The following is a 24,433-nucleotide window of genomic DNA, read 5'->3' as shown; positions in this document are numbered from 1 at the left end:
CTTAATCTACATAGGTAGCCTTGACCTCGTGGAGCCACTCGGACGCATCGGTGCGGCGACGGTCGACGTCCTGCGGGTGCTGGTCGACAGCGACCGGCCACGCTGGGGGCTGGAGATCATCAAGGTCACCGGGCGCCCGTCCGGCAGCGTCTACCCGCTGTTGGAACGGTTGGAGCGCAACGGCTGGGTGACCTCGCACTGGGAGGACGAGACCGACCGCCGCGGCCCACGGCGGCGGATGTACCAGCTCACCGCCGACGGAGCGGTGGCCGCCCGGCGGGTCTGCGCCCGGGCCGACACCCGGGCGACTCACCACCGCCCGGCCCGGCTGCGGGAGGCACGATGACGCCCGTCCGGGCCGCGCTCGCCCTCGTGCGCTGCGCCGCCGCGCTGCTCCCCGGTTCCTCCCGCGTCCGTCATCTCGAACAGTGGCAGGCGGACGTCCACGGCGCCGCCGAACTCGGCATGTCACCCCTCCGGCTCGCCGCGGGCATCCTCGGCGCCGCCGTCCGGATCACCGCCACCAGCCCGAAAGGACATCACGCCATGCAACCCATCGGCCCGCTCGCCCTTGCCCTGAAGCTGATCGGCGGCACGCACGCCCGCCGTCGCGCCGCCACCCTCGCCGCCGTGTTCACCGCGACCCTGCTGGCCGGCGTCGGGCTGCTCATCGTCGGCTGACCGGCGACGCTCCACCAGGGACCCGCCCGGACCAGCGCCCGTAGTGCGGGGTAGCGCGGCGACGTGTGTGAACACGTCGTCCAGGCCGGCGGCACGGGGACCGGCAGGTGGGCGAGCTACCGCCGGGCGACGCCTGAGACGAACGCCCGCCAGGCGGCGGGGTCGAAGGCCAACACCGGACCGGCCGGGTCCTTGGAATCGCGTACGGCCACCACGCCGGGCAGGTTGTCGGCTACCTCCACGCACGCACCACCTTGGCCGTTGCTGCGGGTGCTCTTGCGCCACCGGGTGCCGGTCAGGTCCATGTCTCCGCCACTTCCGCCATCAGATCGAGGGACTGCTGCTGCGATGGTGCCTCACCACGGATCGACTCCCAAACGTCGACCATCTGCCGCACGCACTCAGCGCGGTCGATCACCTGTCCGTGGAGTTGCCCCTCCAGGTAGACGACATCCTCCCCGTGCGGCGAGGTGGCGATCACGAAGGGTCCGTTGACCCCACCATAGGCACCGGCGGAGAGCGGCACGACCTGGATTCGGACCCGCGGCAGGGTGGAGCCGAGCTTCACGAGATGGCGAAGCTGCTCGTTCATCACCTCTGGCCCGCCAATCCGGCGGCGCAGCACGTGCTCGTCGACGACGGCGGTGAGCAGTGGCGGCCGGTCGAGGGTGAGCACGGCCTGGCGGTCCAGGCGCGCCGACACCTGCTGCTCGATCTCGTCGGGCGCGAACAGGCCGGCACCGGTCAGCAGCGCACGAGCATACCCCTCGGTCTGCAACAGGCCCGGCACGCACAGCGGTTCAAACCAGCGCAGCGCCGTCGCCTCCGCCTCGATCCCGGTCCAGTCGCGGACCCACGGCACCACGGTCTCCCGGCTGATCCGTCGCTGGATGCGCTCGAAGCGCCCGTCCGCACCGAACACGGTGTCGCAGCGGCGGGCGAAGTCGAGGCTCGGCCGGCGCTCGCACGTCTCCACCTTGGCGACCAGGGCGCCCGAATAGCTCAGCGCCTCGGCCAGCGCGGTCTGGGACATGCCACTGGTGGCCCGGGCGAGCCGCAACTCCTCCGCGAAGTGGTCCAGCATGGACGAGCGTTCCACGGACAGCCTCCGTACATCCTCGTACCGCCAGGGAACGGCCGCCGTACGCCCTGGTCGTCGGCGCGCGGGAACTCCCACCGTAGTCGGATCCTCACCAGACTGTCACGCAGCGGAACCGCTCACGGGATCGGACGGCGGGCGGAACCAGGCCGGGGGCGCCCGGAGACAACGAGGTCCGGGGCGCCCCCTTCCCACCTCGACGGAGGCTCACCGCATGCGACTCAGGTTCTGGCGCTGCCGGCGCTCGACGCCACCCGCCGCGCTCCCCCGGCGTACGCCCAACACGCGACCGGCGTGGGCGACCGCGCCGACGGGGGTCTTCCCGACCGATGGCCCGGGACGCCCGGGGCGGCTGACCCGGGCGCAGGAGTGGCGGGCGAACGGCGGCCACTGGCTACCGTCGCCGCGCCGGGTCGAGGAGGGCCCGCGCTGATGCCGCGCTACCGCCCGCACGTCGCGGCGCGCCCGTCCTGGCGCTGCCGGGTGTGCGGTGCCGCGTGGCCCTGCTCCCCGGCCCGGCTGGCGCTGCTCGGCGAGTACCGCGAGAACCGGACGGGCCTGCTGATCTATCTCGGCGCGCTGATGTACGAGGCCACGGGCGACCTGGCCGACGTGAACGGGCAGGTCGTGCCGGACGGGCTGGCCGACCGCTTCCTGAGCTGGGCGAGGGCGCGATGACCAGCACGGCCGATCGGATCAGCTCTGGTGGCACGCAAGGCCGGGGCGCGGGCCGCTCAGCCGCGGACCGCCCGCAGCAGCGACAGCACGGCGGCGCCGAGCAGCAGCAGCCCGGCACCGGTGCCGACGACCAGGCCCGCCGCCACCCCGGAGGTGAGTGCGGTGACCAGCCCGGCCAGCGCGACGACGCACATGGCGACGCCGAGGGGCCGCAGCAGCGGGTCACGCAGCACCGGCACGAGGGGGAAGAAGTGCAGCCCCACCACGGCGCAGACCAGCACCGGGATGAACTCCGACCAGCCGGCGAGACCGAGCACGGCGGCACCCAGCCCGGCGGCGGCGAACTCGGCGACGACGATCAGCAGGTAACGGCGGTCGGCGGTGCGGTCCCGGGCGACGGCGACCGCCCTCCGGCTCCGGGCCACCACGACCGCTCCGGCCACCGCGGTGAGCAGCGCCGCGCCGCTGGCGACGACGAGCAGGGCCCGCAACGGTTGGTCGGCGGCCGGCACGCTGAACCAGATGGTGGCGAAGACCCCCAGGTAGAGCGCGCCCAGCCCGGCCTGCCGGCGGGACTGGAACTCCAACCTCGACATGTGACCCCCGTGCTCGTCGCCGGGCGGGCGGCATGCCGCCGGCCCGCCGATGCTACGGAACGAGTCGCAGGACGCCGACGGCTCCACGCCGCCGGGGAGCGACTCAGTCGACCAGGGTGCGGCCGGTGAGGTGGAGGAAGACGTCCTCCAGACTGCTGCGCCGGACCAGCACGTTGGCGGGGTGCAGGCCCAGCGCGCCGACCTCGGCCACGGCCGCGTCGCCGTCGTGGACGTAGAGCAGGATCCGGTCGGGCAGCACCTCGACCCGCTCCCCCAGGCCGTCGAGCTTGCCGGCGAACGCCTCCTGCGACTCGGCGGCGAACCGCAGCTCCACCACCTCCCGGGTGGAGTGCCGCTCGATCAGCGCGCGGGGCGAGCCCTCGGCGACGATCCGGCCGCCGTCCATCACGACCAGGCGGTCGCAGAGCTGCTCCGCCTCGTCCATGTAGTGCGTGGTGAGCACCAGCGTGACGCCCTGCTGCTTGAGCCGGAACAGCCGCTCCCACACCAGGTGCCGGGCCTGCGGGTCGAGGCCGGTCGTCGGCTCGTCCAGCAGCACGATCTCGGGCTCGTTGACCAGCGCGCGGGCGATGGTCAACCGCCGCTTCATGCCCCCGGAGAGCGGCTCGACCTTGCTGTCGGCCCGCTCGGTGAGCTGGACGAAGTCGAGCAGTTCGGCGGAGCGGGCCCGGGCCACCCGGCGGGGGATGCCGAAATAGCGCGCGTAGGTCGTGAGGTTTTCCCGGACGGTCAGCTCCGGGTCGAGGTTGTCGAGCTGGGGGCAGACGCCGAGGCGGGCCCGGATGGCCGGCCCGTCGCGGACAGGATCCATGTCGAGGATGCGCAGCTCGCCGCCGCTGGGCGGAGAGATGCACCCGATCATCCGCATGGTGGAGGACTTGCCGGCGCCGTTGGGCCCGAGGAAGCCGAAGGCCTCACCGGCGCGCACCTCGACGTCGATGCCGTCGACGGCGGTGAAGTCGCCGAACCGCTTCACCAGCCCCCGCGCCCGGATGAGTGGCTGAGGCGTGGTCACCGCCCGACCCTAACCGCCCGGTCCGACACGTCCCACCGGTTTGTCGGGCGGGACGCGGGCGCACGGAGAGCGACGACGCTACTCTCCGTCGCGGCGCCGCCGGTGCGGGCGTACCCGCGTCGGCCGGTGGACGGGGCGGAGGATCCGGAGGGCGTTGTCGGGATCATAGTGGACAAGATGGATTCAATCGCCGCCGGACATTCCGCATTGTCGCCCGTTCCGGTCCACATTCCGATCAAAAGGCGACCACAACCGCAGCTTCTCTGCGTAATTGTCCACTCGCCACCATTACCGGCTGCAATCATGGCCGGCAATATTCCCTAAGGTATGCAATTCGCGTATCGTGCCCCCTCGTGTCACCAGTACGTTCTTCCGGAGATCCCGCCCCACAGCCACCTTCCGTGGGCCCGGGATCCACCGTGGACGAGGACCGGATGCCGCTGCCGCCGGAACCGCCCGGCAAGACGGGTCCCGCCGGCGCCGATCCGCGCGACCTCGCCGCCCAGTTCGAGGACGAGAAGCCGGGACGGGTCCTCTCCGGGCCGGTCGGCGTCCTGATCACCGGCACCACGCTCGCGGTCGCGCTGCTCGCTCTCTGGCAGGTGTTCAGCCCGCTTCCGCAGGGCAGCAAGTTCTACCTCGTCATCTTCCTGGCCGGCGTCCTGCCGGTCGTCTTCCTGGCGTACCCGGCGAACCTGCGGCTGCCCGAGCGGCTGCGGCGCGGGGCCCGACGAGCGGACGGGGAGAGCCGGCCCGACACCGGCGACCGTGACGAGGGCGGGGGCGGGGGCCCGACCGTGGTCGACTGGGTGCTGGCCGCCGCGGCGCTGGTGAGCTGCCTCTACCCGGTGCTGCCGGTCCCCCTCGGCGACGGCGGCGGCGGGTACGACGCCTTCCTCGACCGGCAGGGCCTGCTGGTCGGGGTCGACGTGGCCATGGGCACCGTGTTGCTGCTCCTGCTGCTGGAGGCGTGCCGGCGCACCACCGGGTGGATCCTGCCGGCCGTCTGCCTGGTCTTCCTCGGCTACGGCTACTACGGCGGGCTGCTGCCCCAGTCCTGGCCGGTGGCCCACGCCGGCCTCGACTTCGGGCAACTCGTCGACGCCTTCTACAACTCCGACAGCGGCTTCTACGGCACCCCGCTCGACGTCGCGGCGACGTACATCGTGCTGTTCACCATCTACGGCGCGGTGCTGGACCTCTCCGGAGCCGGGCGGTTCTTCGTCGAACTCTCCGCCGCCGCCTTCCGGCGCTCCCGGACGGCGGCCGGCCGCACGGCCGTCGCCTCGGGCTTCCTGCTCGGCACCGTCTCCGGCTCGGGCGCGGCGACGACCGTCAGCATCGGCGCCGTCACCTGGCCCGTCCTGCGCCGGGCCGGCTACCCGCCGGAGCGCGCGGGCGGCATGCTCGCCGCGGCCGGCGTCGGGGCGATCCTGTCCCCGCCCACCCTCGGCGCGGCGGCCTTCATCATCGCCGAGTACCTGGGCGTGTCGTACCTCCAGGTGCTCGGCTGGGCCACCGTCCCGACGGTGCTGTACTACCTCGGCATCCTGCTCGCGGTCGAGATCGACGCCCGGCGCTCGGGGGTGCGCCCGGTGGTGCTCGACACCGCCTCCCCGTGGCGGCTGCTGGGCCGGTTCGGCTACCACTTCCTGTCGCTGCTCGCGATCGTCGTGCTGCTGGCCGTGGGCTTCTCCGCGACCCGGGCCGTCGTGGTGGCCACCGTCCTGGCCGCGGTGCTGTCCTTCCTGGACCGGCGGCACCGGCTCACCCCGGCCCGGCTGCTGACCGCCCTGAGCGCCGGCGTGCGCGGGGTGCTCGCGGTGAGCGCGGTCTGCGCCGCGGCGGGCATCATCACCGCCACCACCACCAAGACCGGCCTCGGTCCGCAGGCCGCGGCGCTGCTGGTCAGCGGGGCAAAGGCCGTCAGCTCGGAGCCGGCCGTGGTGCTGGCGCTCACCGCGCTCCTCGCCGCCGTCGCCCTCACCCTGCTCGGGCTGGCCGTGCCGGTCACCGCGTCCTTCGTGATCGGCTGGGTGATCATCGGTCCGGCCCTGCTGGACCTGGGCGTCACGGCCCCGGCCGCGGCGATGTTCGTCTTCTACTTCGCGGTCCTGTCCGAGGCCTCCCCGCCGACCGCGCTCGCCGCCGTGGCCGCCGCCGCCGTGACCGGCGGCCGGCTGGTGCCGACCATGTGGCAGACCCTGCGGTACGCCCTGCCGGCCTACCTCATCCCGCTCGCCTTCGTGGTCACGCCGACGGGCCTCGGGCTGCTCGGCATCGGGGGCGCGCAGCGGATCGCCGTGGCGGGGGCGGTGGCCGCCCTCAGCGTCGCCGTGCTGGCGGTGGCGGCGGGCGGTTGGCTGCCCGGCGTCGGCCCGGCCGGCACGCCGGAGCGGATCCTCGGCGCGCTCGCCGGGCTGACGCTGCTCTGGCTCGAACCCGTACCCATCGCCGTCGGCGCCGCCCTGGCTGCCGTCATGGTGGCGGGTGTGCTCGTCAGACGCGGCACCGCCGGCCCGACCGGCGTGCCGTCAGCAGGTGCAACGGTCACCCATGGGGAGGAGAAACAGTGAGACGGATCAACGTGCGGATCGCCGCGGGGGTGGGCACGCTGGCGCTCGTCGCGGCGGGCGCCGCCGGTTGCGGGGGCCGTCAGGACGGCGCCACCAAGGACGACGCCGCCAGCGAGATCACCTGCAAGGTCACCGAGAGCACCCGGGTCGGCATCGCCACCGGCAACGCCACCGGCGTCTACTACGTGGTCGGCAACGCCCTCGCCGGCCAACTCTCCGGGGCGACCGACGGCAAGCTGAGCGGCACCGCCGCCGAGACCGGCGCGTCGGTGCAGAACGTCGAGCAGCTCGTCGGCGGCCAGTACGACGTCGCCTTCTCGCTGTTCGACACGGCGGTCAACGCGGTGCAGGGCAAGGGCAGCTTCACCGCCCCGCAGCCGGTCGAGGCGCTCGCCCGGATCTACGACAACTACACGCAGGTCGTCGTCCGGGCCGACGCGGGGATCAACTCGGTCGCCGACATGAAGGGCAAGAAGATCTCGACGGGCTCCCCCAAGTCCGGCACCGAGGTCATCGCCAACCGCCTGCTGGAGGCCGCCGGCCTCGACCCGGCCAAGGACATCCAGGCGCAGCGGCTCGACCTGACCAAGACCGTCGAGGGCGTCAAGGACGGCAGCATCGACGGCTTCTTCTGGTCGGGCGGGGTGCCCACGGGCGGCGTGACCGACCTGTTCACCACGGCCGGCGACAAGGTGAAGTTCCTCGACATCACCCCGCTGCTGCCCAAGATGGCCGAACTCAACCCGGCGTACCAGGCGGGGACCATCAAGGCGGACGTCTACCAGACGGCGGCGGACACCCCGACCATCGTGGTGCCGAACGTGCTGCTGGTCCGCAAGGACCTCAACGCGAACGTGGCCTGCGCGATCACCCGGACGGTGTTCGACAGGAAGGACGCGCTGGCCCAGGCCAACCCGGCGGCCAAGGGCATCAGCCTCGACACCGCCCGCAAGACCGACCCCGTGCCGCTGCACCGCGGCGCGGCCAAGGCGTTGCAGGACCTCGGCGCGAGCTGATCCGTCGGTGCCGGGTCCGGGGCGTCCCGCCCGGGCCCGGCACCCTCCCGACCCACCCCGGAAGGCCCGCGTGTCGCTTCCCGACCCCGCCGGTGTGCGCCGGCACCACCGGCCCACCGACCACACCGACCGGCTGTGGTCGGTACGCACCCAGCTGCTCGCGCCGATCCTGGTGGCCACGGTCGGTCTGGTGGTGCTGGGGGCCACCCAGACCGCCACCGCGCTGGACGCCTCCGCCGACGCGGACCGCGCCCGGGTGCTCGCCGGCACCGCGACGGCCACCGTGCGCCTGGTGCACGAGCTGGAGCGCGAACTCGGCGAGACGGCGGCCCTGCGCCAGCGGGGCGGCTCGACCGGCCGTCCCCTCGTCGAGGCGCAGCGGCGGCGGGTCGACACCTCCGTGGAGCGTTACCGCGGCGCCAGCCGGGACGCCCGCCGGGCCGCCCCGGACCTCGGCCAGGTGCTCGACGGCGCCGACGCGCAGCTCGGCCAGCTCGCCCCGGCCCGCCAGGCCGCGCTCAACGCCACCACCGCCGACCCGACCTACCTGGCGCTGGTCGAGTCGCTGCTCGCTGTCGCCGACGCGCTGCCGGCCCAGGTCCGCGACCGGGACCTGGCCAACGGGGCCCGGGAGGTGGCGGCGGTGGCCGCCCAGGAACACCTCGCCGCCCTGGAACGCGACCTGCTCCGCACCGTCTTCGTGCGGGGCGCGCTGGCGGACGGGGAACTGGTCCGCCTCGGCCAGTTGCGCGGCGCGCAGGAGCAGCGCCAGGCCGAGTTCTCCCGGATCGCCGGCGGGCGGTCGGCGGACGCGTACGCCCGGCTGGTGACCGGCACCGACGTCTCCACGGCGCGGCGGATGCGGGACAGCGCGCTCAACGCGGAGACCGAACCGGGCGGGCTGCGCACCGACGGCGACGCCTGGTACGTGGCCCAGAGCGGCGCCATCCGCCGCTACAACCTGCTCGGCCGGGAGCTGTCCGAGGAACTCGACCGTCAGGCCGCCGGCCTGGCCCGGGACGCGCGGCGGCGGGCCCTGGTCACCGGTGGCGCGACCACCGCCGTCGCGCTGGCGTCGCTGACCGCCGCCGTGCTGCTCGCCGTGCGCACCAGCCGCCGGCTGCGCCGGCTGCGGGTCGCGGCGCTCACCATGGCCCACCGCGAACTGCCGGAGCGGATCACCGCGATCGCGGCCGGCGACGGTACGCAGACCGAGGGCGCGGCCACCCGGCTCACGGCCGGCATCCGGCAGGGCCGGGACGAGGTCGCCCAGGTCGCCCAGGCGTTCGACACGGTGAACCGGGCCGCGCTGCGGCTGGCCGGCGAGCAGGCCGAGCTGCGGATGGACGTGACCCGGATGGTCGAGGCGCTGGCCCGGCGGATCCGCACCCTGATCACCCGGCAGCTACGCCTGCTCGACGAGTTCGAACGCGAGGAGACCGACCCGGACGCCCTGGCCCGGCTCTTCGCGCTGGACCACCTCGCCGCCCGGATGCGGCGCAACGGGGAGAACCTGCTGGTCCTCGCCGGCGGCGAGCCCGGCCGCACGCACGAGGGCGCCCACCTGCTGACCGACGTGATCCGGGCGGCCGCCTCGGAGATCGAGGAGTATCCCCGGGTGGAGGTCGACGTGCCCACCGCCGCGGTGCACGGCGACGCCGTCGGCAACCTGGTCCACCTCCTCGCCGAGCTGCTGGAGAACGCCACCGTCTACTCGCCGCCGGACGCGCCGGTGCACGTCGACGGCCGGCGCACCGTCGACGGGCTCACGCTGCGCGTGCACGACCGGGGCATCGGGATCAGCGACGGCCGGCTCGCCGCGATCAACGAGCGGCTGCGCGTCCCCGCGATGCTCTCCAGCGCCGCCGCCGGCAGCATGGGCCTGCACGTGGTGTCCCACCTGGCGGCCCGGCACGGCGTGCGGGTGCACCTGTACGCCACCGGCGCGGGCACCGTCGCGCAGGTGGACATCCCGGAGTCGGCGCTGACCCGGGTCGAGTCGGTCGCCCCGCGGCCCGCCCCGGAACGGCGTACGCCGGAGCCCGCCGCCGCGGCCCCCTGGTTCCGGCCACCGTCCACCCGGGCCGTCCCGCCCGTGTCGACCGGCGCCCGGCCCGGCGAGTCGGGTGACCCGGCCGCCCTGCCCGACATGGCCGGCATCCACCGCGCGCCGACGGTCGCGCTCCCGGTGCTCAAGGCGCGGCCGGCCGGCCCCGCCACCGCGCCGCCACCGCCGGTCTCCGTTCCCGCGCCGCCCCCGCCGGGCCCGGCGCCGGCCTCCACCACCGGGGTCGGGCTGCCCCGCCGCACCCGGGGCGGCCAACTCCCGGCCGCGCTGCACGACGCCCCCGCGCCGCCGCCGAAGGACGACCTGCTCGACCCCGAGTTGGTGCGCTCCCGGCTGTCCGCGCTCGCCGAGGGCGTCGCCGCCGCGACGCGACGTACCCAGCAGACGACACCCCCCAGGAGAACCCCATGACCCCATCCGCGAGCGCCGGCCTCGACTGGCTGCTGGCCAACTTCGCCGAGCAGGTGCCGGACGTGTCGCATGCCCTCGCCGTCTCCGGCGACGGGCTGCGGCTGGCGGCCTCCCCCGACCTCGCGGCGGACCAGGTGGACCAGCTCGCCGCCGTGATCAGCGGCCTGGCCAGCCTGACGGTCGGCGCCGCGCGGCTGATGTCCGCCGGCCGGGTACGCCAGCAGATCGTCGACATGGACGGCGGGGTGATGCTGGTGATGGCGGTGGGCGAGCGCGCGCTCGTCGGGGTGCTGGCCGCGCCCGGCTGCGACCTGGGCCAGATCGGCTACGAGACCGCCATGCTGGTCCAGCGGGTGGCGGAGGCGCTGGAGCCGGCGGTCCGGGCGTGACCGGACGGCCCCGACGGCTGCTGACGGCCCTGCTGGCGGCCCTGCTCGCCGCCGGCTGCGGCACGTCCGAGGCCGGGCCGCAGCCCTGGCACGACGGTCGCATCTTCCTCGCCACCGGCAACACCACCGGCGTCTACTACCAGCTCGGCGGCGGTTACGCGGACGTGATCAGCCGCCACCTGCCCGGCTACGAGGCCCGGGCCGAGCCGACCGGGGCGTCGGTGGAGAACATCAACCGGCTGGCCAGCGGCGACATGGAGATCGCGTTCAGCCTCGCCGACACGGCCGCGGACGCGGTGCGGGGGCGCGGGGCCTTCGAGGGCCAGCCCCAGCCCGTCCGGGCGCTGGCCCGGGTCTACAGCAACTACACCCATGTGATCGTCCGGGCCGACGCGAAGATCACCGCCCTGTCGGGGCTGCGCGGCAAGCGGGTGTCCACCGGCTCCCCGAAGTCCGGCACCGACATCATCGCCGGGCGCCTGCTGACGGCGGCCGGCCTCGACCCGGACCGGGACGTCCGCCGGGCCACGCTGTCGCTGCCGGAGACGGTCAAGCGGATGCGGGCCGGCACGCTCGACGCGATGTTCTTCTCCGGCGGCCTGCCCACGCCGGGCATCGCCGATCTGCTCTCCAGCGCCCCGGGGACGTTCGCGCTGCTGCCGATCGCCGACCTCATCGAGCCGCTCGGCGCCCGGCACGGCTCGGTCTACACCACCGCCGAGCTGCCGAAGGAGGTCTACCGCACGACGAGCGCCACACCGACCGTCACGGTGGCGAACGTGATCCTGGTCGGCGCCGACATGCCCGACCAGTTGGCGTACGACCTGACCCGGCTGCTCTTCACCTACCAGGCCGACCTGGTCGGCGTACACCCGGAGGGCGGCAACTTCACCCGGCAGAGCGCCGCCGGCACCGACCCGATTCCGCTGCACCCCGGGGCGGCCCGCTTCTACCGGAGCGGGTGACCGCGCCGGTCAGGCGTCCGCCGGGGTGGTGGCGGCGCGGGCGGCGGCGACGAGACGGTCGGTCTCGGCGAGCACGTCGGGGTCGTCCGCCGGGGTGCCGGGGTCGAGGCGGACCGTCCAGGTGAGGCCATCCACGCCCGGCGCCCGCCGCGCGGCGACCCGGCCGGCGCCGCCGGGGACCGGGTGGTGCCGGGTGTACGCCACCGAGCGGGTGACCCGCTCCCGCACCTGGTGCGGCAGCTCGCCCGGGTCGAGCAGCAGGTAGGTCTCGGCCGGGCAGTCGGCCACCACCAGGTAGCCGTCGCGCTCGGCGACCGGCTCGGCCGGCGTGACGGTGAGTTCCCGGCCGGACCAGACCGCCTTGAGGATGTCGTGCCAGCCCAGCCGGTGCGCCCGGCCGGGCAGCCAGAGCCCGAGGTTGCTGGCCACCACCACGCCGTCGCCCTCGCCGTTGCCGGCCGCGGCCCAGGCGAGCACCCGCTCGTCGGGGGCCAGCGGCGGCCGGGCGGCCGTCGGCAGCTTCGGCCTGCGGCGGAACAGTCCCATCTACAGCCCTCCCGCGGCCTGCTCGCGCAATGCCCGGGCGTGCTGCTCCAGCGAGAGCAGCTCGCCGAAGGCGGCGAAGTACTCGTCCTTGTTGTTGACCGGGTTGATCCGCTGGATCCGGGACTTCAGGTCCCTGATCCGGCCGGTCACCGAGCCCCACTGCAACCGGGCGATCGTGACCGAGACGTAGCGCGGGTCGGGGTCGCCGTCGATGCGCAGCGGCTCCACGGCCAGCTCGCCGACGAGCGCCCGGGCCGCGAGGTCCTCGCAGGCGTCGCGGACGGACTCGATCCAGACCGCGCCGCCGGTCGCCGTGGCGGCCCCGCCGACGGCCGCGACGGCCGCCCGCACCGCCACGTGCACGGGATGGCGGTACTCCGACGCCTCGACCGCGTCGAACATCGGCCCGGCCAGCACCGGCTCCTGGAGGGCGAGCTTCAGCGCCTCCCGCTCGACCATCGACTGCGGGTTGTCGACGACCGGCTCGGCCGGGGCGGGGCGGGCCGGCGGCGGGGTGTCCCGACCGGGCGGGGCGGACGCGGCGGCGAGCACGGCCCGCTGCACCGGCTCGATCTCCATGCCGAGGTCGCCGGCGAGCTTGCGGACGTACTCCGGGCGCTTCTCCCGGTCCTTGATCTTGGCCACCAGCGGCGCGGCCCGGCGCATCGCCTCCACCCGGCCGTCGACGGTGTCGAGGTCGTACCGGCTGATGACGTGCCGCAGCGCGAAGTCGACCAGCGGCTCGCGGCGGGCGACCAGGTCGCGGACCGCCATGTCGCCCTTGGCCAGGCGCAGGTCGCACGGGTCCATGTTGTCGGGGCTGACCGCGATGAAGGTGCGCCCGACGAAACGCTGGTCGTCCTCGAAGGCCCGCAGCGCGGCCTTCTGGCCGGCGGCGTCCCCGTCGAAGGTGAAGATGATCTCGCCGGCTCGCTCGTCGCTGTCGAAGAGCACCCGGCGCAGCACGCCGATATGGTCCGCGCCGAACGCCGTGCCGCAGGTCGCCACCGCCGTCGGGACGTCCGCCAGGTGACAGGCCATCACGTCGGTGTAGCCCTCGACCACGACCACCTTGCCCTGCTTGGCGATCTCCCGCTTGGCCTGGTCGATGCCGTAGAGGACGTGCGACTTCTTGTAGATCGGCGTCTCGGGGGTGTTCAGGTACTTCGGGCCGTCGTCGTCCTCGAAGAGCTTGCGGGCGCCGAAGCCGATGACGTCGCCGGTGATGTCGCGGATCGGCCACATCAGCCGCCGCCGGAACCGGTCGATCAGCGTGCCGGAGCGCGACGGCCGGGACAGCCCGCCGGTGACCAGCTCGTCGTGGGTGAAGCCCTGCTGGCGCAGGTGCTTGGTGAGCAGGTCCCAGGCGTCCGGGGCGAACCCGCAGCCGTAGCGCTCGGCGGCGGCCCGGTCGAAGCCGCGGCGGGCCAGGAACTCCCGGGCCGGGCGCGCGCCGGCCGTGGTGAGCTGGGCGCGGTAGAACTCCACGGCGGCGGCGTGCGCGGCGACGAGGCGCTGCCGCTGCCCCTGCTGCGGGCGGGGCCGCGGCGCGGCGGAGTCGCCCTCGACGTAGCGCAGCTGGATCCCGGCCCGGGCGGCGAGCCGCTCCACCGACTCGACGAAGCTGAGGTGCTCGGCGTCCATCAGGAACTTGATCGCGTCGCCGCCGGCGCCGCAGCCGAAGCAGTACCAGACGTTGCGGGCGGGCGAGACGTTGAACGAGGGGCTCTTCTCGTCGTGGAACGGGCACAGCCCCTTGAGGTTGCCGCCGCCGGCCGACTTCAGCGTCACCGTCTCCGAGATGACGTCGGCGATCGAGCTGCGCTCCCGGACCAGCGCGATGTCCTCGTCCCGGATCCGCCCAGCCATGTCCGCCACCCCCTCGCCGTACATCCTGCCCTGCCCGACCGGCGGCGCGCGGCCGGGGGACGCCGGGTGTGGCGACCACCGCCGCCACCTCGGCGGTTCCGCCGGCGCGACCGCCTCACCCCGGGCGGGCCGCGCCGGTCACCGCGGCCGGCGCCGCAGGTAGCGCCGCACCGGCGGCGGGTCCTCCTCCTCGTACGACCGGGCGGCGCGGATCGCCGCGGCCAGGCCGTAGCGGCGGACCCGGGGCGGCGGGTTGACCGCCGGGTCCAGGGCCATGTCCCGGACCAGCGCGACGGCCAGGCCGAGCATGACCACCACGAACGGCAGCGCGACCAGGATGGTCGCCTGTTGCAGCGCGTCCAGCCCGCCGACCAGCAGCAGCACCGCGGCCACCGCGCCGATCAGCACGCCCCAGACCACGACCAGCGCCCGGTGCGGGCGCAGCGCGCCCCGGGAGGTCAGCGAGCCGAGCACCAGCGCGGCGGAGTCGGCGCCGGTGACGAAGAAGAGCGCGACCAGCACCATCGCCAGCAGGGTGGTCAGGCCCGCCAGGGGCAGGGCCTCGAGCAGGCCGAAGAGCGCCCGCTCGGTGCCCGCGCCGACGTCGGCGACCAGGTCCCGGGCGCCGGTGGCCTGCACCCGCAGGGCGCTGCCGCCCATCACCGCGAACCAGACCACGCTGGCCCCGCTGGGCACCAGCAGCACGCCGACGACGAACTGCCGGACGGTGCGGCCCCGGGAGATCCGGGCGATGAAGATGCCGACGAACGGGGCCCAGGAGATCCACCACGCCCAGTAGAAGATCGTCCAGTTGCCCAGCCAGGCCGGGTCGGAGAACGCGCCGGTACGGGTGGACATGGTGATCAGGTGGCTGAGGTAGTCGCCGACCGACGCGGGCAGCACCTCCAGCGCGTAGATGGTCGGGCCGGCCACGAACACGAAGACCATCAGCGCGACGGCGAGCACCACGTTGGTGGTGGACAGCCACTTGATGCCCTTGTGCAGGCCGGAGAAGGCGGAGACGACGAAGGCCAGGGTGAGGGCGGCGATCACCACCAGCTCGACCACCGTGCTGTCCGGCACGGGGGTGACCAGGTCCAGCCCGGCGGCGACCTGGAGAGCGCCGAGGCCGAGGCTGGTGGCCGAGCCGAAGACGGTGGCGAAGACGGCCAGCAGGTCGATCACCCGGCCCACCGGGCCGTCCACCCGCGCGCCGAGCAGCGGCTGGAACGCCGCCGAGATGCGGTTCTCCCGCCCCTTGCGGAACGTCGAGTACGCCAGCGCGAGCGCCACCACCGCGTAGATCGCCCACGGGTGCAGCGTCCAGTGGAAGAGCGTGTACTGCATCGCCACCGCCCCGGCCGCCCCGGTGTTCGGCGCGACGCCGCTGGCCGGGGGCGGCGCGGCGTAGTGCTCGATCGGCTCGGCGACGGCGTAGAAGACCAGGCCGATCCCCATGCCGGTGCTGAACATCATCGAGACCCAGGCGAGGGTGCTGAACTCCGGTTCGTCCTCGTCGGCGCCGAGCCGGATCCGGCCGAACTTCGTCGCGGCGATGACCACCGAGAGCACCAGGAAGGCGTCGGCGGCCACCACGAAGAACCAGCCGAAGGTGCTGATCACCCAGCCCAGGCCGGACTCACCGAAGCCGGCCAGGGACCCCCGGCCCAGCACGCCCCAGGCCACCACGGCCAGCACGCCGCCGACGCTGAGCACCAGCACCACCGGGTCGACCCGGCCCACGGCCTGCGGCCGGTCCCGCACCTGCTCGCTCATGCTCACCCCCCGCCCATCCTGCTGGGCACGGGGGCGACACACGGCGATATCGGGCGAACGCCCGCTCCCGGGGTGCCCGGGAGGGCCACTCAGGCGGGGACGGCGGCGGACTCCTCGGCCTCGACCTGGCGGTTCCACTCGGGCTTGCTGGCACGCCAGCCCTCGTCGTCCATGCCACGGCGCCAGTAGCCGGAGATGGAGAGCCGGTCGCGGGGGACGCCACGCTCGACGCGGAGCAGGCGGCGCAGTTCCTTCACGAAGGCCGCCTCGCCGTGGACGAAGGCGTGCACCTCGCCGGGCGGGAACTCCAGGTCGCGGACCGCCGCGACCAGGGCCTCCCCGACCGGGCGCCCGCCCCGGTGCAGCCAGGTCAGGCGCACCGCACCCGGGCTGGCCAGCCGCTGCTCCTCGGCCGGGTCGGCGACCTCGACGAACGCGACGGCCGGGGCGTCGGCCGGCAGCCGCTCCAGGGCGGCGGCGATCGCCGGCAGCGCGCTCTCGTCGCCGACCAGCAGGTGCCAGTCGGCGTCCGGGCTCGGGGCGTACGCGCCGCCGGGGCCGACGAAGTGCACCGGGTCGCCGGGGCGCAGCGCGGCCGCCCACGGCCCGGCGAGCCCCTCGTCGCCGTGGTGCACGACGTCGACGGTCAGCTCCCCGACCAGCGCGTCCCAGGCCCGCACCGTGTACGCGCGCAGCCGGGGCCACTGCTCCCGGGGCAGGTCACGGCGGATCGCGGCGAGGTCCATCGGGCTCGGGTGGTCGACCCCCGGCACCGGGAACACGATCTTGATGTAGTGGTCGGTGAACTCGCCCACCGGCAGGCCGGTCAACTCCTCCCCGCCGAGCACGAGCCGGATCAGGTGGGGGGTGGGCCGCTCGGTGCGCAGTACCCGGGCGGACGTGACCTTCTTCGGGCGCTCCGTCATGCTGGTTAGGCTAACCTAAGTACGTCGGGTCGCCCATTCCCGCCCCTCCGCCGGGCGCGCCCCGGGCGCGCCCGGAGCCGGGCGCCAGCCGCGCGTGCCAGGCCACGGCCGCCGGATCGGTGAGCGAGGCGACCTGGTCGATCACCACCCGGAGCCGGGCGGCGTCGTCCGGCGCGGCCCGCCAGAGTGGGGCGAAGACCGGGTCCAGCGCGTCCGGCGCCCGGCCGGCCAGGGCGTGCACCAGGTCGGCCAGCACCTCCTGCTGCCGCCGGTAGCGGCCCTCGGCGCCGGGGCGGCGCATCACGTACCGCAGGGCGATGCCCTTGAGCAGCGCGCACCGCGCCCGGATCCGCCGGGGCACCACCAGATCGGCGGCGTACCGGCGGTGCGGGCCGGGACCGTACCGCTCCTCGGTGGCCGCCACGACGGTCGAGACGAAGCGGCCGGTCAGCACGCTGGTGGTCGCCTTGAGCGCGGCCAGCGCGCGGTGGCTGCCGTCGTAGCCGGCCAGCGGGGCGAGCACGGGATCGTCGAGCAACTCCCGCAGCACCTCGTCGAGGTCGGCCGGGGACTCGCCGGAGTAGGTGGCCGCGACGTCGGCGCAGAGCGCGGCCCGCTCGTCGGGGTCGTCCAGCAGTGGGCGCAGCGTCACGTACCCGCCGTGGATGCCGTCCTCGACGTCGTGCACCGAGTACGCGACGTCGTCGGCCCAGTCCATCACCTGCGCCTCCAGGCAACGCCGGTCGTCGCCCGGGCCGCCGGCACGCAGCCAGGCGAATACTGGCAGGTCGTCGGCGTACACACCGAACTTGCGCTGGTCCGGACGTCGGGGCCACGGGTACTTGCTGACCGCGTCGAGCGAGGCGCGGGTCAGGTTGAGGCCGGCGGACGTGCCGTCCGGGGCGACCACCTTCGCCTCCAGCCGGGTCAGCACCCGCAGCGTCTGCGCGTTGCCCTCGAAGCCGCCGCACCCGGCGGCCAGCACGTCCAGCGCGTCCTCGCCGTTGTGCCCGAACGGCGGGTGCCCCAGGTCGTGGGCGAGCCCGGCGGTGTCCACCACGTCCGGGTCGCAGCCCAGCCGGGCGCCCATCTCCCGGGCGATCTGCGCGACCTCCAGCGAGTGGGTCAACCGGGTCCGCAGGAAGTCGTCGGTGCCGGCCGTGTGCACCTGGGTCTTCGCGGCGAGCCGCCGGAACGCCGCCGAGTGCAGCACCCGGGCCCGGTCCCGCTCGTACGCCGACCGCCCGTACCCGGTGTCCTTCGGCGGCTCGCCGACCCAGCGGGCCGTGTCCGGGTCGTCCGGCCCGGGACGCTCAGTCCGCACGCTGCCGCAGCACGCAGAACTCGTTGCCCTCCGGGTCGGCGAGCACGGTCCATTCGACGTCGCCCTGGCCGATGTCGACGTGCCGGGCGCCCATGTCGACCAGCCGCTCGACCTCGGCCTCCTGGTCGTCTGGGCGCAGGTCGATGTGCAGCCGGTTCTTGGTCTCCTTGTCGTCGGCGACGGGCACGAAGGTGATGCCCGGCAGCCGGTCGGCGGACCGGCGGATCTCCACCCCGTCCGGCTGCTCGGCCACCACCTGGTAGCCCAGTGCCTCGGCCCACCAGCGGGCGAGCCGGGCCGGGTCCCGGGCGTCGACGGTCAGGCTCTCCCAGGCGCTGCTCATGCCGATCAGGTTACGCCCGGACGGCCCGAACGGCTCGCCGCTGGCGCGCGCCGGACGGGCCCGCAACCTCCGTTCAGACGAGAGTTGTCGGCCGATCGCCGACCGTTACGGGACCTCGGTCCGGCATGGCCGGCGGTAGCGTTCCCGGAGCGGAACGTGACCAGACTGAGGGCCCGACGGTGGGAGTGACACCCGTGAACGCGGACACGATGATGGGAACGGAGTTGCAGGGGCTACGCCTACGCCGCCCCGAGGTGGCGGGCACGGTGCTGGCCGGCACCGACGGCCTGCTGATCTCCAGCGACCTGCCGGCGACGGACGCCACGCACCTGGCGGCGCTCGCGGCGGCGAGTTTCGGCCTCGGCCACCGGGTGGCCGACACCGTGCGGCACGGGGAGTTCCGGGAATCGGTGCTCCGCACCGCGGCCGGCGCGGTGGTCACCTACCCGGCCGGGCGCAACGCCCTGCTGACGCTGGTCGCCGACGGCGCCGCCGACCTGGAGGCGCTGCACGCCGACGCCCGGGCGGTGGCCCGGCGCGCCGGCTCGGTGCTGGACACCCGCCGGCCGATCGGGGTGACGCCGGTACCGGAGGCGCACTCCCTGCTCGCGGCCCGCACCTCCAGGGGCACCCTGCCCCGGCGCGTCACCCCCCACACCTGGCGCCGCCCGCCGATCTGAGCCACGCGGGAGCCGACCGACGATGCGGTCGCGGCGGCGGATCCGCTCCCCCGGGTCCGCCGCCGGTCTGCCGTACGTCCCCGCGTCAGCGGCTGTCGGAGCCGTCCGTCTCCACCGCGGCGCGGCCGGCCTCCAGCCGGGCGACGGGCACCCGGAAGGGCGAGCAGGACACGTAGTCCAGGCCCACCTCGTGGAAGAAGTGCACCGAGTCCGGGTCGCCGCCGTGCTCGCCGCAGACGCCGAGCTTCAGCTCCGGCCGGGCCGCCCGGCCCTCCTCCGCGGCAATCCGGACCAGCCGACCCACGCCGTCCCGGTCGATCGACTCGAACGGCGAGATGCCGAAGATGCCCAACTCCAGGTAGCGCCAGAAGAACGCGCCCTCCACGTCGTCCCGGGAGAAGCCCCAGCCCATCTGGGTCAGGTCGTTGGTGCCGAAGGAGAAGAACTGCGCCGCCTCGGCGATCTGGCCGGCGGTCAGCGCCGCCCGGGGCACCTCGATCATCGTGCCGATCAGCACCTCGACCGGCTGCTCCCGGGTCACCTCGGCGATGATCCGCTCGGCCTCGGCGCGGACCGTCTCCAGCTCCTGCACCGCCCCGACCAGCGGCACCATGATCTCCGGGCGCGGCGTCACGCCGCTCTTCGCGCACTCGACCGCGGCCTCCACGATCGCCCGGACCTGCATCGCGAACAGGCCGGGGATGACCAGACCGAGGCGTACGCCGCGCAGGCCCAGCATCGGGTTCTGCTCGTGCATGCGGCGGACGGCGGCGAGCAGCGCCTCCTCCTGGGCCACGTCCTCGCCACGCTCCTGGGCGACCGCCACGTTGACCGCGAGCTGCTCCAGCGGGGGCAGGAACTCGTGCAGCGGCGGGTCGATCAGCCGGACGGTGACCGGCAGCCCGTCCATCTCCCGGAAGATCTCCACGAAGTCGGCCCGCTGCAACGGCAGCAGCGCGCCCAGCGCGGCCTCCCGCTCGGTCTCGTCGCGGGCCAGGATCAGTCGCTCGACCAGCTCGCGCCGGTCGCCGAGGAACATGTGCTCCGTGCGGCAGAGCCCGATGCCCTGCGCGCCGAAGCGCCGGGCCCGGGCGGCGTCCGCGGCGGTGTCGGCGTTCGTCCGGACGGTCAGCCGGCGCGCGGCGTCGGCGTGCGACATGATCCGGTGTACGGCCCGGACCAGGGCGTTGTCGATGTGCTCCGGGTCGAGGCTGCCCTCGAAGTACTGGACCACCTCCGACGGCATGACCGGCACCTCGCCGAGGTAGACCTTGCCGGTGGTGCCGTCGATGCTGACGACGTCGCCCTCGGTGACGGTCTGCCCGGCGACCGTGAACTTCCGCTGCGGGATGTTGATTTCCAGCTCGTCCGCGCCGGAGACGCAGGTCTTGCCCATGCCCCGGGCCACCACGGCGGCGTGGCTGGTCTTGCCACCCCGCGAGGTGAGGATGCCCTTGGCGGCGATCATGCCGTTCAGGTCGTCCGGGTTGGTCTCCCGGCGGACCAGGATCACGTCCTCTCCCTCGGCGGCCAGCTCGACCGCGCGGGCGGAGGTGAAGACGACCTTGCCCACCGCCGCGCCCGGGGAGGCGCCGATGCCCTTGGCGACCGGCTGGAACTCGTGGTCGAGCTGGAAGCGCGGGAACATCAGCTGGGCGAGCTGCGCGCCGTTGACCCGGTGCAGCGCCTCGTCGAGGTCGATCAGGCCCTCGTCGACCAGTTGTCCGGCGATGACGAAGGCAGCCGCGGCGGTGCGCTTGCCGACCCGGGTCTGGAGCATCCAGAGCTTGCCGCGCTCGATGGTGAACTCGATGTCGCAGAGGTCCTTGTAGTGGCCCTCCAGCCGGGCCATGTAACTGAGCAGCTCGTCGTAGGACTTCTTGTCGAGCTTCTCCAGCTCCTGCAACGGCACGGTGTTGCGGATGCCGGCGACCACGTCCTCGCCCTGGGCGTTGGCCAGGTAGTCGCCGTAGATGCCCTGCGCGCCGCTGGCAGGGTCGCGGGTGAACGCGACGCCGGTGCCGGAGTCCGAACCGAGGTTGCCGAAGACCATCGCCACCACGTTGACCGCGGTGCCGAGGTCGGCCGGGATCCGCTCCTGCCGCCGGTAGACCACCGCGCGCTCGGCGTTCCACGACTCGAAGACCGCGCGGATGGCCAGGTCGAGCTGCTCGCGCGGCTCCTGCGGGAACTCCCGGCCGGTGTGCTTGAGGAAGATCCTCTTGTACGCGTCGACCAGCCCGCGCAGGTCGTCCGCGTCGAGGTCGAGGTCGTTCCGGGTGCCCTTGGCACGCTTGGCGTCGTCCAGCGCGTGCTCGAACTCCTCGCCCGGCACCTCGCAGACGGTCTTGCCGAACATCTGGATCAGTCGGCGGTACGAGTCCCAGGCGAACCGGTCGTTCCCGTCCGCCTGGGCGCTCAGCCCGACCACGCTGCGGTCGTTGAGGCCGACGTTGAGGACGGTCTCCATCATGCCCGGCATGGAGAACTTGGCCCCGGAGCGGACGGAGACGAGCAGCGGGTCCTGCGGGTCGCCGAGGCGCTTGCCCATCGCCTGCTCCAGCGACGCCAGGTGCGCGGCGATCTGGTCGGCCAGCCCGTCGGGCTCCTCACCGGTGGCGAGGTACGCCTTGCAGGCCTCGGTGGTGATGGTGAAGCCCGGCGGGACCGGCAGGCCGAGGTTGGTCATCTCGGCCAGGTTGGCCCCCTTGCCGCCGAGCAGGTCCTTCAGGTCCTTGTTGCCCTCGGCGAAGTCGTAGACGTACTTGTGTTCCACCGTCTCTTGCGCTGCCACCAGAGCCTCCCACGCGCGCCGGTCCGACACTTAACGAAGGTTCAGTTGCTCCATACCCCGGGGCGGACCACCGGTAATCCCGATGCCATCCCGGCTGGTGGGCGAAGGCTAAGCGAACATCGCGTGACCCGGGGCCGTTCGGTGACAATAGGCACAGCCATCACGACTATCCGCGTTCGTACCGGTTTTTGGGAACGCTTCCACGAGCACGATCACGCAACTCCGGCCCCTCCCTCGTACTCTTGACGGCACGCATTTCGGTGAACCTCACCTTTGCCATAACAGCCGCGAATACACCCCCGGGGAGCCATCGCCGTGCCATCCGTTCCCACCGCCTCGGAGCCGCTCGACCCGTCCGCCACCGGGCCGGACGACCCGGCGCCCGGGCACCTCGACCTGCCGGCCCACGCGCCCGCCGCCGCCGACCTGGCCCGGGCGGCGGCCCGGACCGCCGGCGACCTGCTCGCCCCGCCCACCCCGGTCCGGCTGGGCGACGTGGTGCCCGCCCCCGAGCTGGTCGCGCCCGACCCGGCCGCCGACTTCGTCCTCACCGCCGAATCGGCCGTCCGGGTGAACGCCGACGACGCCGTCCGGGCCGTCGGCGAGCAGCTCGCCGCCCTGCTCCGGCCGGCCACCGGCTACCCGCTGCCGGTCGCCGACGCCACCCGGCCGGAGCCGGCCGGCGGCATCGCGCTGGCGCTGGTCGACGCCGACGACCTCGGCGCGGAGGGCTACCGGCTCGACGTGACACCCGACGGGGTACGCATCGAGGCCGCCACCCCGGCCGGGCTCTTCTTCGGCACGCAGACGCTGCGGCAGCTCCTGCCGGCGGCGATCGAGAGCCCCACGCCGGTCGCCGAGCGCTGGGCGCTGCCGGGCGGCTCGATCACCGACCGCCCCCGGTTCGCCTACCGGGGGGCGATGCTCGACGTGGCCCGGCACTTCTTCGGCGTCCCGGACGTGCTCCGGGTGATCGACCACCTGGCCCGCTACAAGCTCAACCACCTGCACCTGCACCTCACCGACGACCAGGGCTGGCGGATCGCGGTCGACTCGTGGCCCCGGCTGGCGACGGTCGGCGGGGCGTTCGAGGTGGGCGACGGCCCCGGCGGGCACTACACGCGCGACGACTACCGCCGGATCGTGGCCTACGCGGCGCAGCGGCACATCACCGTGGTGCCGGAGATCGACCTGCCGGGGCACACCCACGCGGCACTGACCGCGTACGGGGAGCTGGCGCCGGACCGGGTCGCGCCGCCGCCGTACACCGGCACCGAGGTCGGCTTCAGCTACGTCGACCCGGCCAGCGAGCGGACGTACGAGTTCGTCACCGACGTGCTCGGCGAGATCGCCGCACTCACCCCCGGGCCGTGGCTGCACATCGGCGGCGACGAGGCGTTCAAGGTGCTCCCCGACGCGTACGCCGCCTTCGTCGAGCGCGTCCAGCGGATCGTCGCCGACACCGGCAAGACGGTGGTCGGCTGGCACCAGATCGCGCCCGCCGGGCACGCCGACGGGCGGGTGCTCCAGTGGTGGGGGACGACGGGCGAGGACCCGGTCACCGCGGACGCCGTCCGCCGGGGCGCCCGGCTGATCCTCTCCCCCGGCAACCACGCCTACCTCGACATGAAGTACGCCCCCGACACCCCCATCGGGCACGACTGGGCGGGCCTCATCGACGTCCGCCGGGCGTACGACTGGGACCCCGCCGCCCACGTGGCCGGCGTCCCCGCCGACGCGGTGCTCGGGGTGGAGGCGCCGCTGTGGACCGAGTCGGTCACCTCGCGGGCCGAGGTCGAGTTCATGTTCTTCCCCCGGCTGCCCGCGATCGCCGAGCTGGGCTGGTCCCCGCGGACGGCGCACGACTGGGCCGGGTTCCGCGACCGGCTGGCCGGGCACGGCCCGCGCTGGTCCGCCGCCGGCATCGCCTTCCACGCCGCCCCGGAGGTGCCCTGGCCGGCGGAGCAGCCGGCTCCGGCCGCGTCCCCGGCGGCGATCCCCACCCAGCGCGGCCCCGAAGGGGCGCCCGCCCCGTCCGCCTGACGTCGCACGCCCGGCGGGCCCGCCAACCGCATGGTGGCGGACCCGCCGGCGCGGCGGCCCCGGCTGCGCCCCGATGTCCTGACGGGCGGCGGCCCCGACTGCGCCCTACGTCCTGTCGGGCGGCTGTCGACGGCCATTCGGCGACCCCGACGACCTGCGCCACCTGTCCCGCATGTCCGGTTCCCGCCGCCCGATATGCCCCGGATGTCGCCACCACGTGCGGCCCGTCCCGTGGCCGGCGCCACCCCGGCGGCGGAATCGTCGGCGGGCCCGGGTCGTTGAACATGGCATACCCGCGGCACTCCCCCGCGCCGCGGCGGCCCGAACGACCGGCGGAATGCGTCGCCGGCCCGGGTCGTTGAGACACCCCGGACGCCCCGAGCAGGCCCCGCCGCCGGAGCGATCCGTTCTGACCTCCCCCTCTCGCGGCACGCCGTCCCCCCGTGCGCGCCGCACACCCCCGATCGAAAGGTGCACACCATCATGCGTACCGATCTGATCCGTAAGGCCGCCCTGACCGCCGCCGGCCTCGCCTTCACCGGCGGCGCCATCGCCGGCCCCGTCACCGCCGCCCACGCCGCCCCCACCACCGACACCAAGCCCGCCACCCAGAACCA

At 74.3% G+C, this 24,433-nt stretch carries 22 protein-coding genes and 1 pseudogene; 12 read left to right on the top strand and 11 right to left on the bottom strand.

Features of this window, described 5'->3' with window-relative positions; all coding sequences use genetic code 11:
• The first annotated feature begins 28 nt into the window (after nucleotides 1-28).
• Entirely contained in the window at nucleotides 29-346 is a 318-nt protein-coding gene (locus ACZ6Q9_RS28665; protein WP_350712258.1) for a PadR family transcriptional regulator, read from the top strand.
• Nucleotides 343-681 (top strand): hypothetical protein, encoded by a 339-nt coding sequence (locus tag ACZ6Q9_RS28660; protein ID WP_396829149.1) that lies wholly within the window; start codon nucleotides 343-345, stop codon nucleotides 679-681. Before ACZ6Q9_RS28665 ends, ACZ6Q9_RS28660 begins: the two co-directional genes overlap by 4 nt.
• 116 nt (nucleotides 682-797) lie before the next feature.
• Here the strand turns inward: ACZ6Q9_RS28660 and ACZ6Q9_RS28655 are convergent, their stop codons facing one another.
• Nucleotides 798-986 carry a DUF397 domain-containing protein gene (locus ACZ6Q9_RS28655; protein ID WP_393459566.1) on the bottom strand — a complete coding sequence of 63 codons (189 nt, stop codon included), beginning with the start codon at nucleotides 984-986 and terminating at the stop codon, nucleotides 798-800.
• A complete protein-coding gene (locus ACZ6Q9_RS28650; protein WP_466021446.1) occupies nucleotides 977-1,765 on the bottom strand; it encodes a helix-turn-helix domain-containing protein in 789 nt (262 codons plus the stop codon). The genes ACZ6Q9_RS28655 and ACZ6Q9_RS28650 overlap by 10 nt, the downstream gene beginning before the upstream one ends.
• A gap of 229 nt (nucleotides 1,766-1,994) precedes the next feature.
• On the opposite strand from ACZ6Q9_RS28650, the gene ACZ6Q9_RS28645 reads away from it, so the two are divergent.
• Nucleotides 1,995-2,213, top strand: a complete 219-nt coding sequence (locus ACZ6Q9_RS28645; RefSeq protein WP_393459572.1) for a hypothetical protein — start codon at nucleotides 1,995-1,997, stop codon at nucleotides 2,211-2,213.
• A complete protein-coding gene (locus ACZ6Q9_RS28640) occupies nucleotides 2,213-2,458 on the top strand; it encodes a flavin reductase (RefSeq protein WP_393459575.1) in 246 nt (81 codons plus the stop codon). Before ACZ6Q9_RS28645 ends, ACZ6Q9_RS28640 begins: the two co-directional genes overlap by 1 nt.
• Nucleotides 2,459-2,514: 56 nt before the next feature.
• On the opposite strand, the gene ACZ6Q9_RS28635 is transcribed toward ACZ6Q9_RS28640, so the two are convergent.
• Both ACZ6Q9_RS28635 and ACZ6Q9_RS28630 read right to left on the bottom strand, forming a co-directional pair.
• Nucleotides 2,515-3,054: a hypothetical protein gene (locus ACZ6Q9_RS28635; protein ID WP_396829147.1), complete on the bottom strand. Its 540-nt coding sequence runs from the start codon at nucleotides 3,052-3,054 to the stop codon at nucleotides 2,515-2,517.
• A gap of 103 nt (nucleotides 3,055-3,157) precedes the next feature.
• Complete coding sequence (locus tag ACZ6Q9_RS28630; RefSeq protein ID WP_393263273.1) at nucleotides 3,158-4,090, bottom strand: ABC transporter ATP-binding protein; 933 nt, start codon at nucleotides 4,088-4,090, stop codon at nucleotides 3,158-3,160.
• Between the two features lie 434 nt (nucleotides 4,091-4,524).
• On the opposite strand from ACZ6Q9_RS28630, the gene ACZ6Q9_RS28625 reads away from it, so the two are divergent.
• The 5 genes from ACZ6Q9_RS28625 to ACZ6Q9_RS28605 all read left to right on the top strand — a co-directional run bounded on the left by ACZ6Q9_RS28625 (nucleotide 4,525) and on the right by ACZ6Q9_RS28605 (nucleotide 11,515).
• On the top strand, nucleotides 4,525-6,666 hold the full coding sequence (locus ACZ6Q9_RS28625; RefSeq protein ID WP_396829183.1) for a TRAP transporter permease: 2,142 nt from the start codon (nucleotides 4,525-4,527) through the stop codon (nucleotides 6,664-6,666).
• The gene (locus tag ACZ6Q9_RS28620; RefSeq protein ID WP_393459578.1) at nucleotides 6,663-7,682 is read left to right on the top strand and encodes a TAXI family TRAP transporter solute-binding subunit; all 1,020 of its coding nucleotides are present in this window, start codon (nucleotides 6,663-6,665) and stop codon (nucleotides 7,680-7,682) included. The genes ACZ6Q9_RS28625 and ACZ6Q9_RS28620 overlap by 4 nt, the downstream gene beginning before the upstream one ends.
• A gap of 70 nt (nucleotides 7,683-7,752) precedes the next feature.
• A complete protein-coding gene (locus tag ACZ6Q9_RS28615) occupies nucleotides 7,753-10,161 on the top strand; it encodes a sensor histidine kinase (RefSeq protein ID WP_396829146.1) in 2,409 nt (802 codons plus the stop codon).
• Nucleotides 10,158-10,550, top strand: coding sequence for a roadblock/LC7 domain-containing protein (locus tag ACZ6Q9_RS28610; RefSeq protein WP_393263279.1), 393 nt, complete (start codon nucleotides 10,158-10,160; stop codon nucleotides 10,548-10,550). Before ACZ6Q9_RS28615 ends, ACZ6Q9_RS28610 begins: the two co-directional genes overlap by 4 nt.
• Complete coding sequence (locus ACZ6Q9_RS28605) at nucleotides 10,547-11,515, top strand: TAXI family TRAP transporter solute-binding subunit (RefSeq protein ID WP_396829145.1); 969 nt, start codon at nucleotides 10,547-10,549, stop codon at nucleotides 11,513-11,515. The genes ACZ6Q9_RS28610 and ACZ6Q9_RS28605 overlap by 4 nt, the downstream gene beginning before the upstream one ends.
• Before the next feature lie 9 nt (nucleotides 11,516-11,524).
• On the opposite strand, the gene ACZ6Q9_RS28600 is transcribed toward ACZ6Q9_RS28605, so the two are convergent.
• From ACZ6Q9_RS28600 to ACZ6Q9_RS28575, 6 genes are all read right to left on the bottom strand, one after another.
• Nucleotides 11,525-12,061 (bottom strand): hypothetical protein, encoded by a 537-nt coding sequence (locus ACZ6Q9_RS28600; RefSeq protein WP_393263283.1) that lies wholly within the window; start codon nucleotides 12,059-12,061, stop codon nucleotides 11,525-11,527.
• Complete coding sequence (gene dnaG / locus ACZ6Q9_RS28595) at nucleotides 12,062-13,954, bottom strand: DNA primase (RefSeq protein ID WP_363704864.1); 1,893 nt, start codon at nucleotides 13,952-13,954, stop codon at nucleotides 12,062-12,064.
• Between the two features lie 114 nt (nucleotides 13,955-14,068).
• A complete protein-coding gene (locus ACZ6Q9_RS28590) occupies nucleotides 14,069-15,706 on the bottom strand; it encodes a BCCT family transporter (RefSeq protein ID WP_393459587.1) in 1,638 nt (545 codons plus the stop codon).
• A gap of 89 nt (nucleotides 15,707-15,795) precedes the next feature.
• Nucleotides 15,796-16,632: a siderophore-interacting protein gene (locus tag ACZ6Q9_RS28585; RefSeq protein WP_393459590.1), complete on the bottom strand. Its 837-nt coding sequence runs from the start codon at nucleotides 16,630-16,632 to the stop codon at nucleotides 15,796-15,798.
• A gap of 10 nt (nucleotides 16,633-16,642) precedes the next feature.
• Nucleotides 16,643-17,956 (bottom strand): deoxyguanosinetriphosphate triphosphohydrolase, encoded by a 1,314-nt coding sequence (locus ACZ6Q9_RS28580; RefSeq protein WP_396829144.1) that lies wholly within the window; start codon nucleotides 17,954-17,956, stop codon nucleotides 16,643-16,645.
• A complete protein-coding gene (locus ACZ6Q9_RS28575; RefSeq protein WP_393263292.1) occupies nucleotides 17,946-18,299 on the bottom strand; it encodes a VOC family protein in 354 nt (117 codons plus the stop codon). Before ACZ6Q9_RS28575 ends, ACZ6Q9_RS28580 begins: the two co-directional genes overlap by 11 nt.
• Nucleotides 18,300-18,493: 194 nt before the next feature.
• On the opposite strand from ACZ6Q9_RS28575, the gene ACZ6Q9_RS28570 reads away from it, so the two are divergent.
• Nucleotides 18,494-18,979, top strand: coding sequence for a roadblock/LC7 domain-containing protein (locus ACZ6Q9_RS28570; RefSeq protein ID WP_393459596.1), 486 nt, complete (start codon nucleotides 18,494-18,496; stop codon nucleotides 18,977-18,979).
• Between the two features lie 85 nt (nucleotides 18,980-19,064).
• Here ACZ6Q9_RS28570 and ppdK read toward each other — a convergent pair whose 3' ends face one another.
• Complete coding sequence (gene ppdK / locus ACZ6Q9_RS28565) at nucleotides 19,065-21,773, bottom strand: pyruvate, phosphate dikinase (RefSeq protein ID WP_396829143.1); 2,709 nt, start codon at nucleotides 21,771-21,773, stop codon at nucleotides 19,065-19,067.
• A gap of 315 nt (nucleotides 21,774-22,088) precedes the next feature.
• Here ppdK and ACZ6Q9_RS28560 point away from each other — a divergent pair, with 315 nt between their 5' ends.
• Together ACZ6Q9_RS28560 and ACZ6Q9_RS28555 are read left to right on the top strand one after the other, a co-directional pair.
• The gene (locus tag ACZ6Q9_RS28560) at nucleotides 22,089-23,816 is read left to right on the top strand and encodes a beta-N-acetylhexosaminidase (RefSeq protein ID WP_393459601.1); all 1,728 of its coding nucleotides are present in this window, start codon (nucleotides 22,089-22,091) and stop codon (nucleotides 23,814-23,816) included.
• A gap of 483 nt (nucleotides 23,817-24,299) precedes the next feature.
• Nucleotides 24,300-24,433, top strand: a pseudogene (locus ACZ6Q9_RS28555) (C39 family peptidase); the annotation flags it as partial.

Source organism: Micromonospora sp. NPDC049139, assembly GCF_055586845.1.
This window is presented reverse-complemented; position numbering and strand designations above follow the sequence as displayed.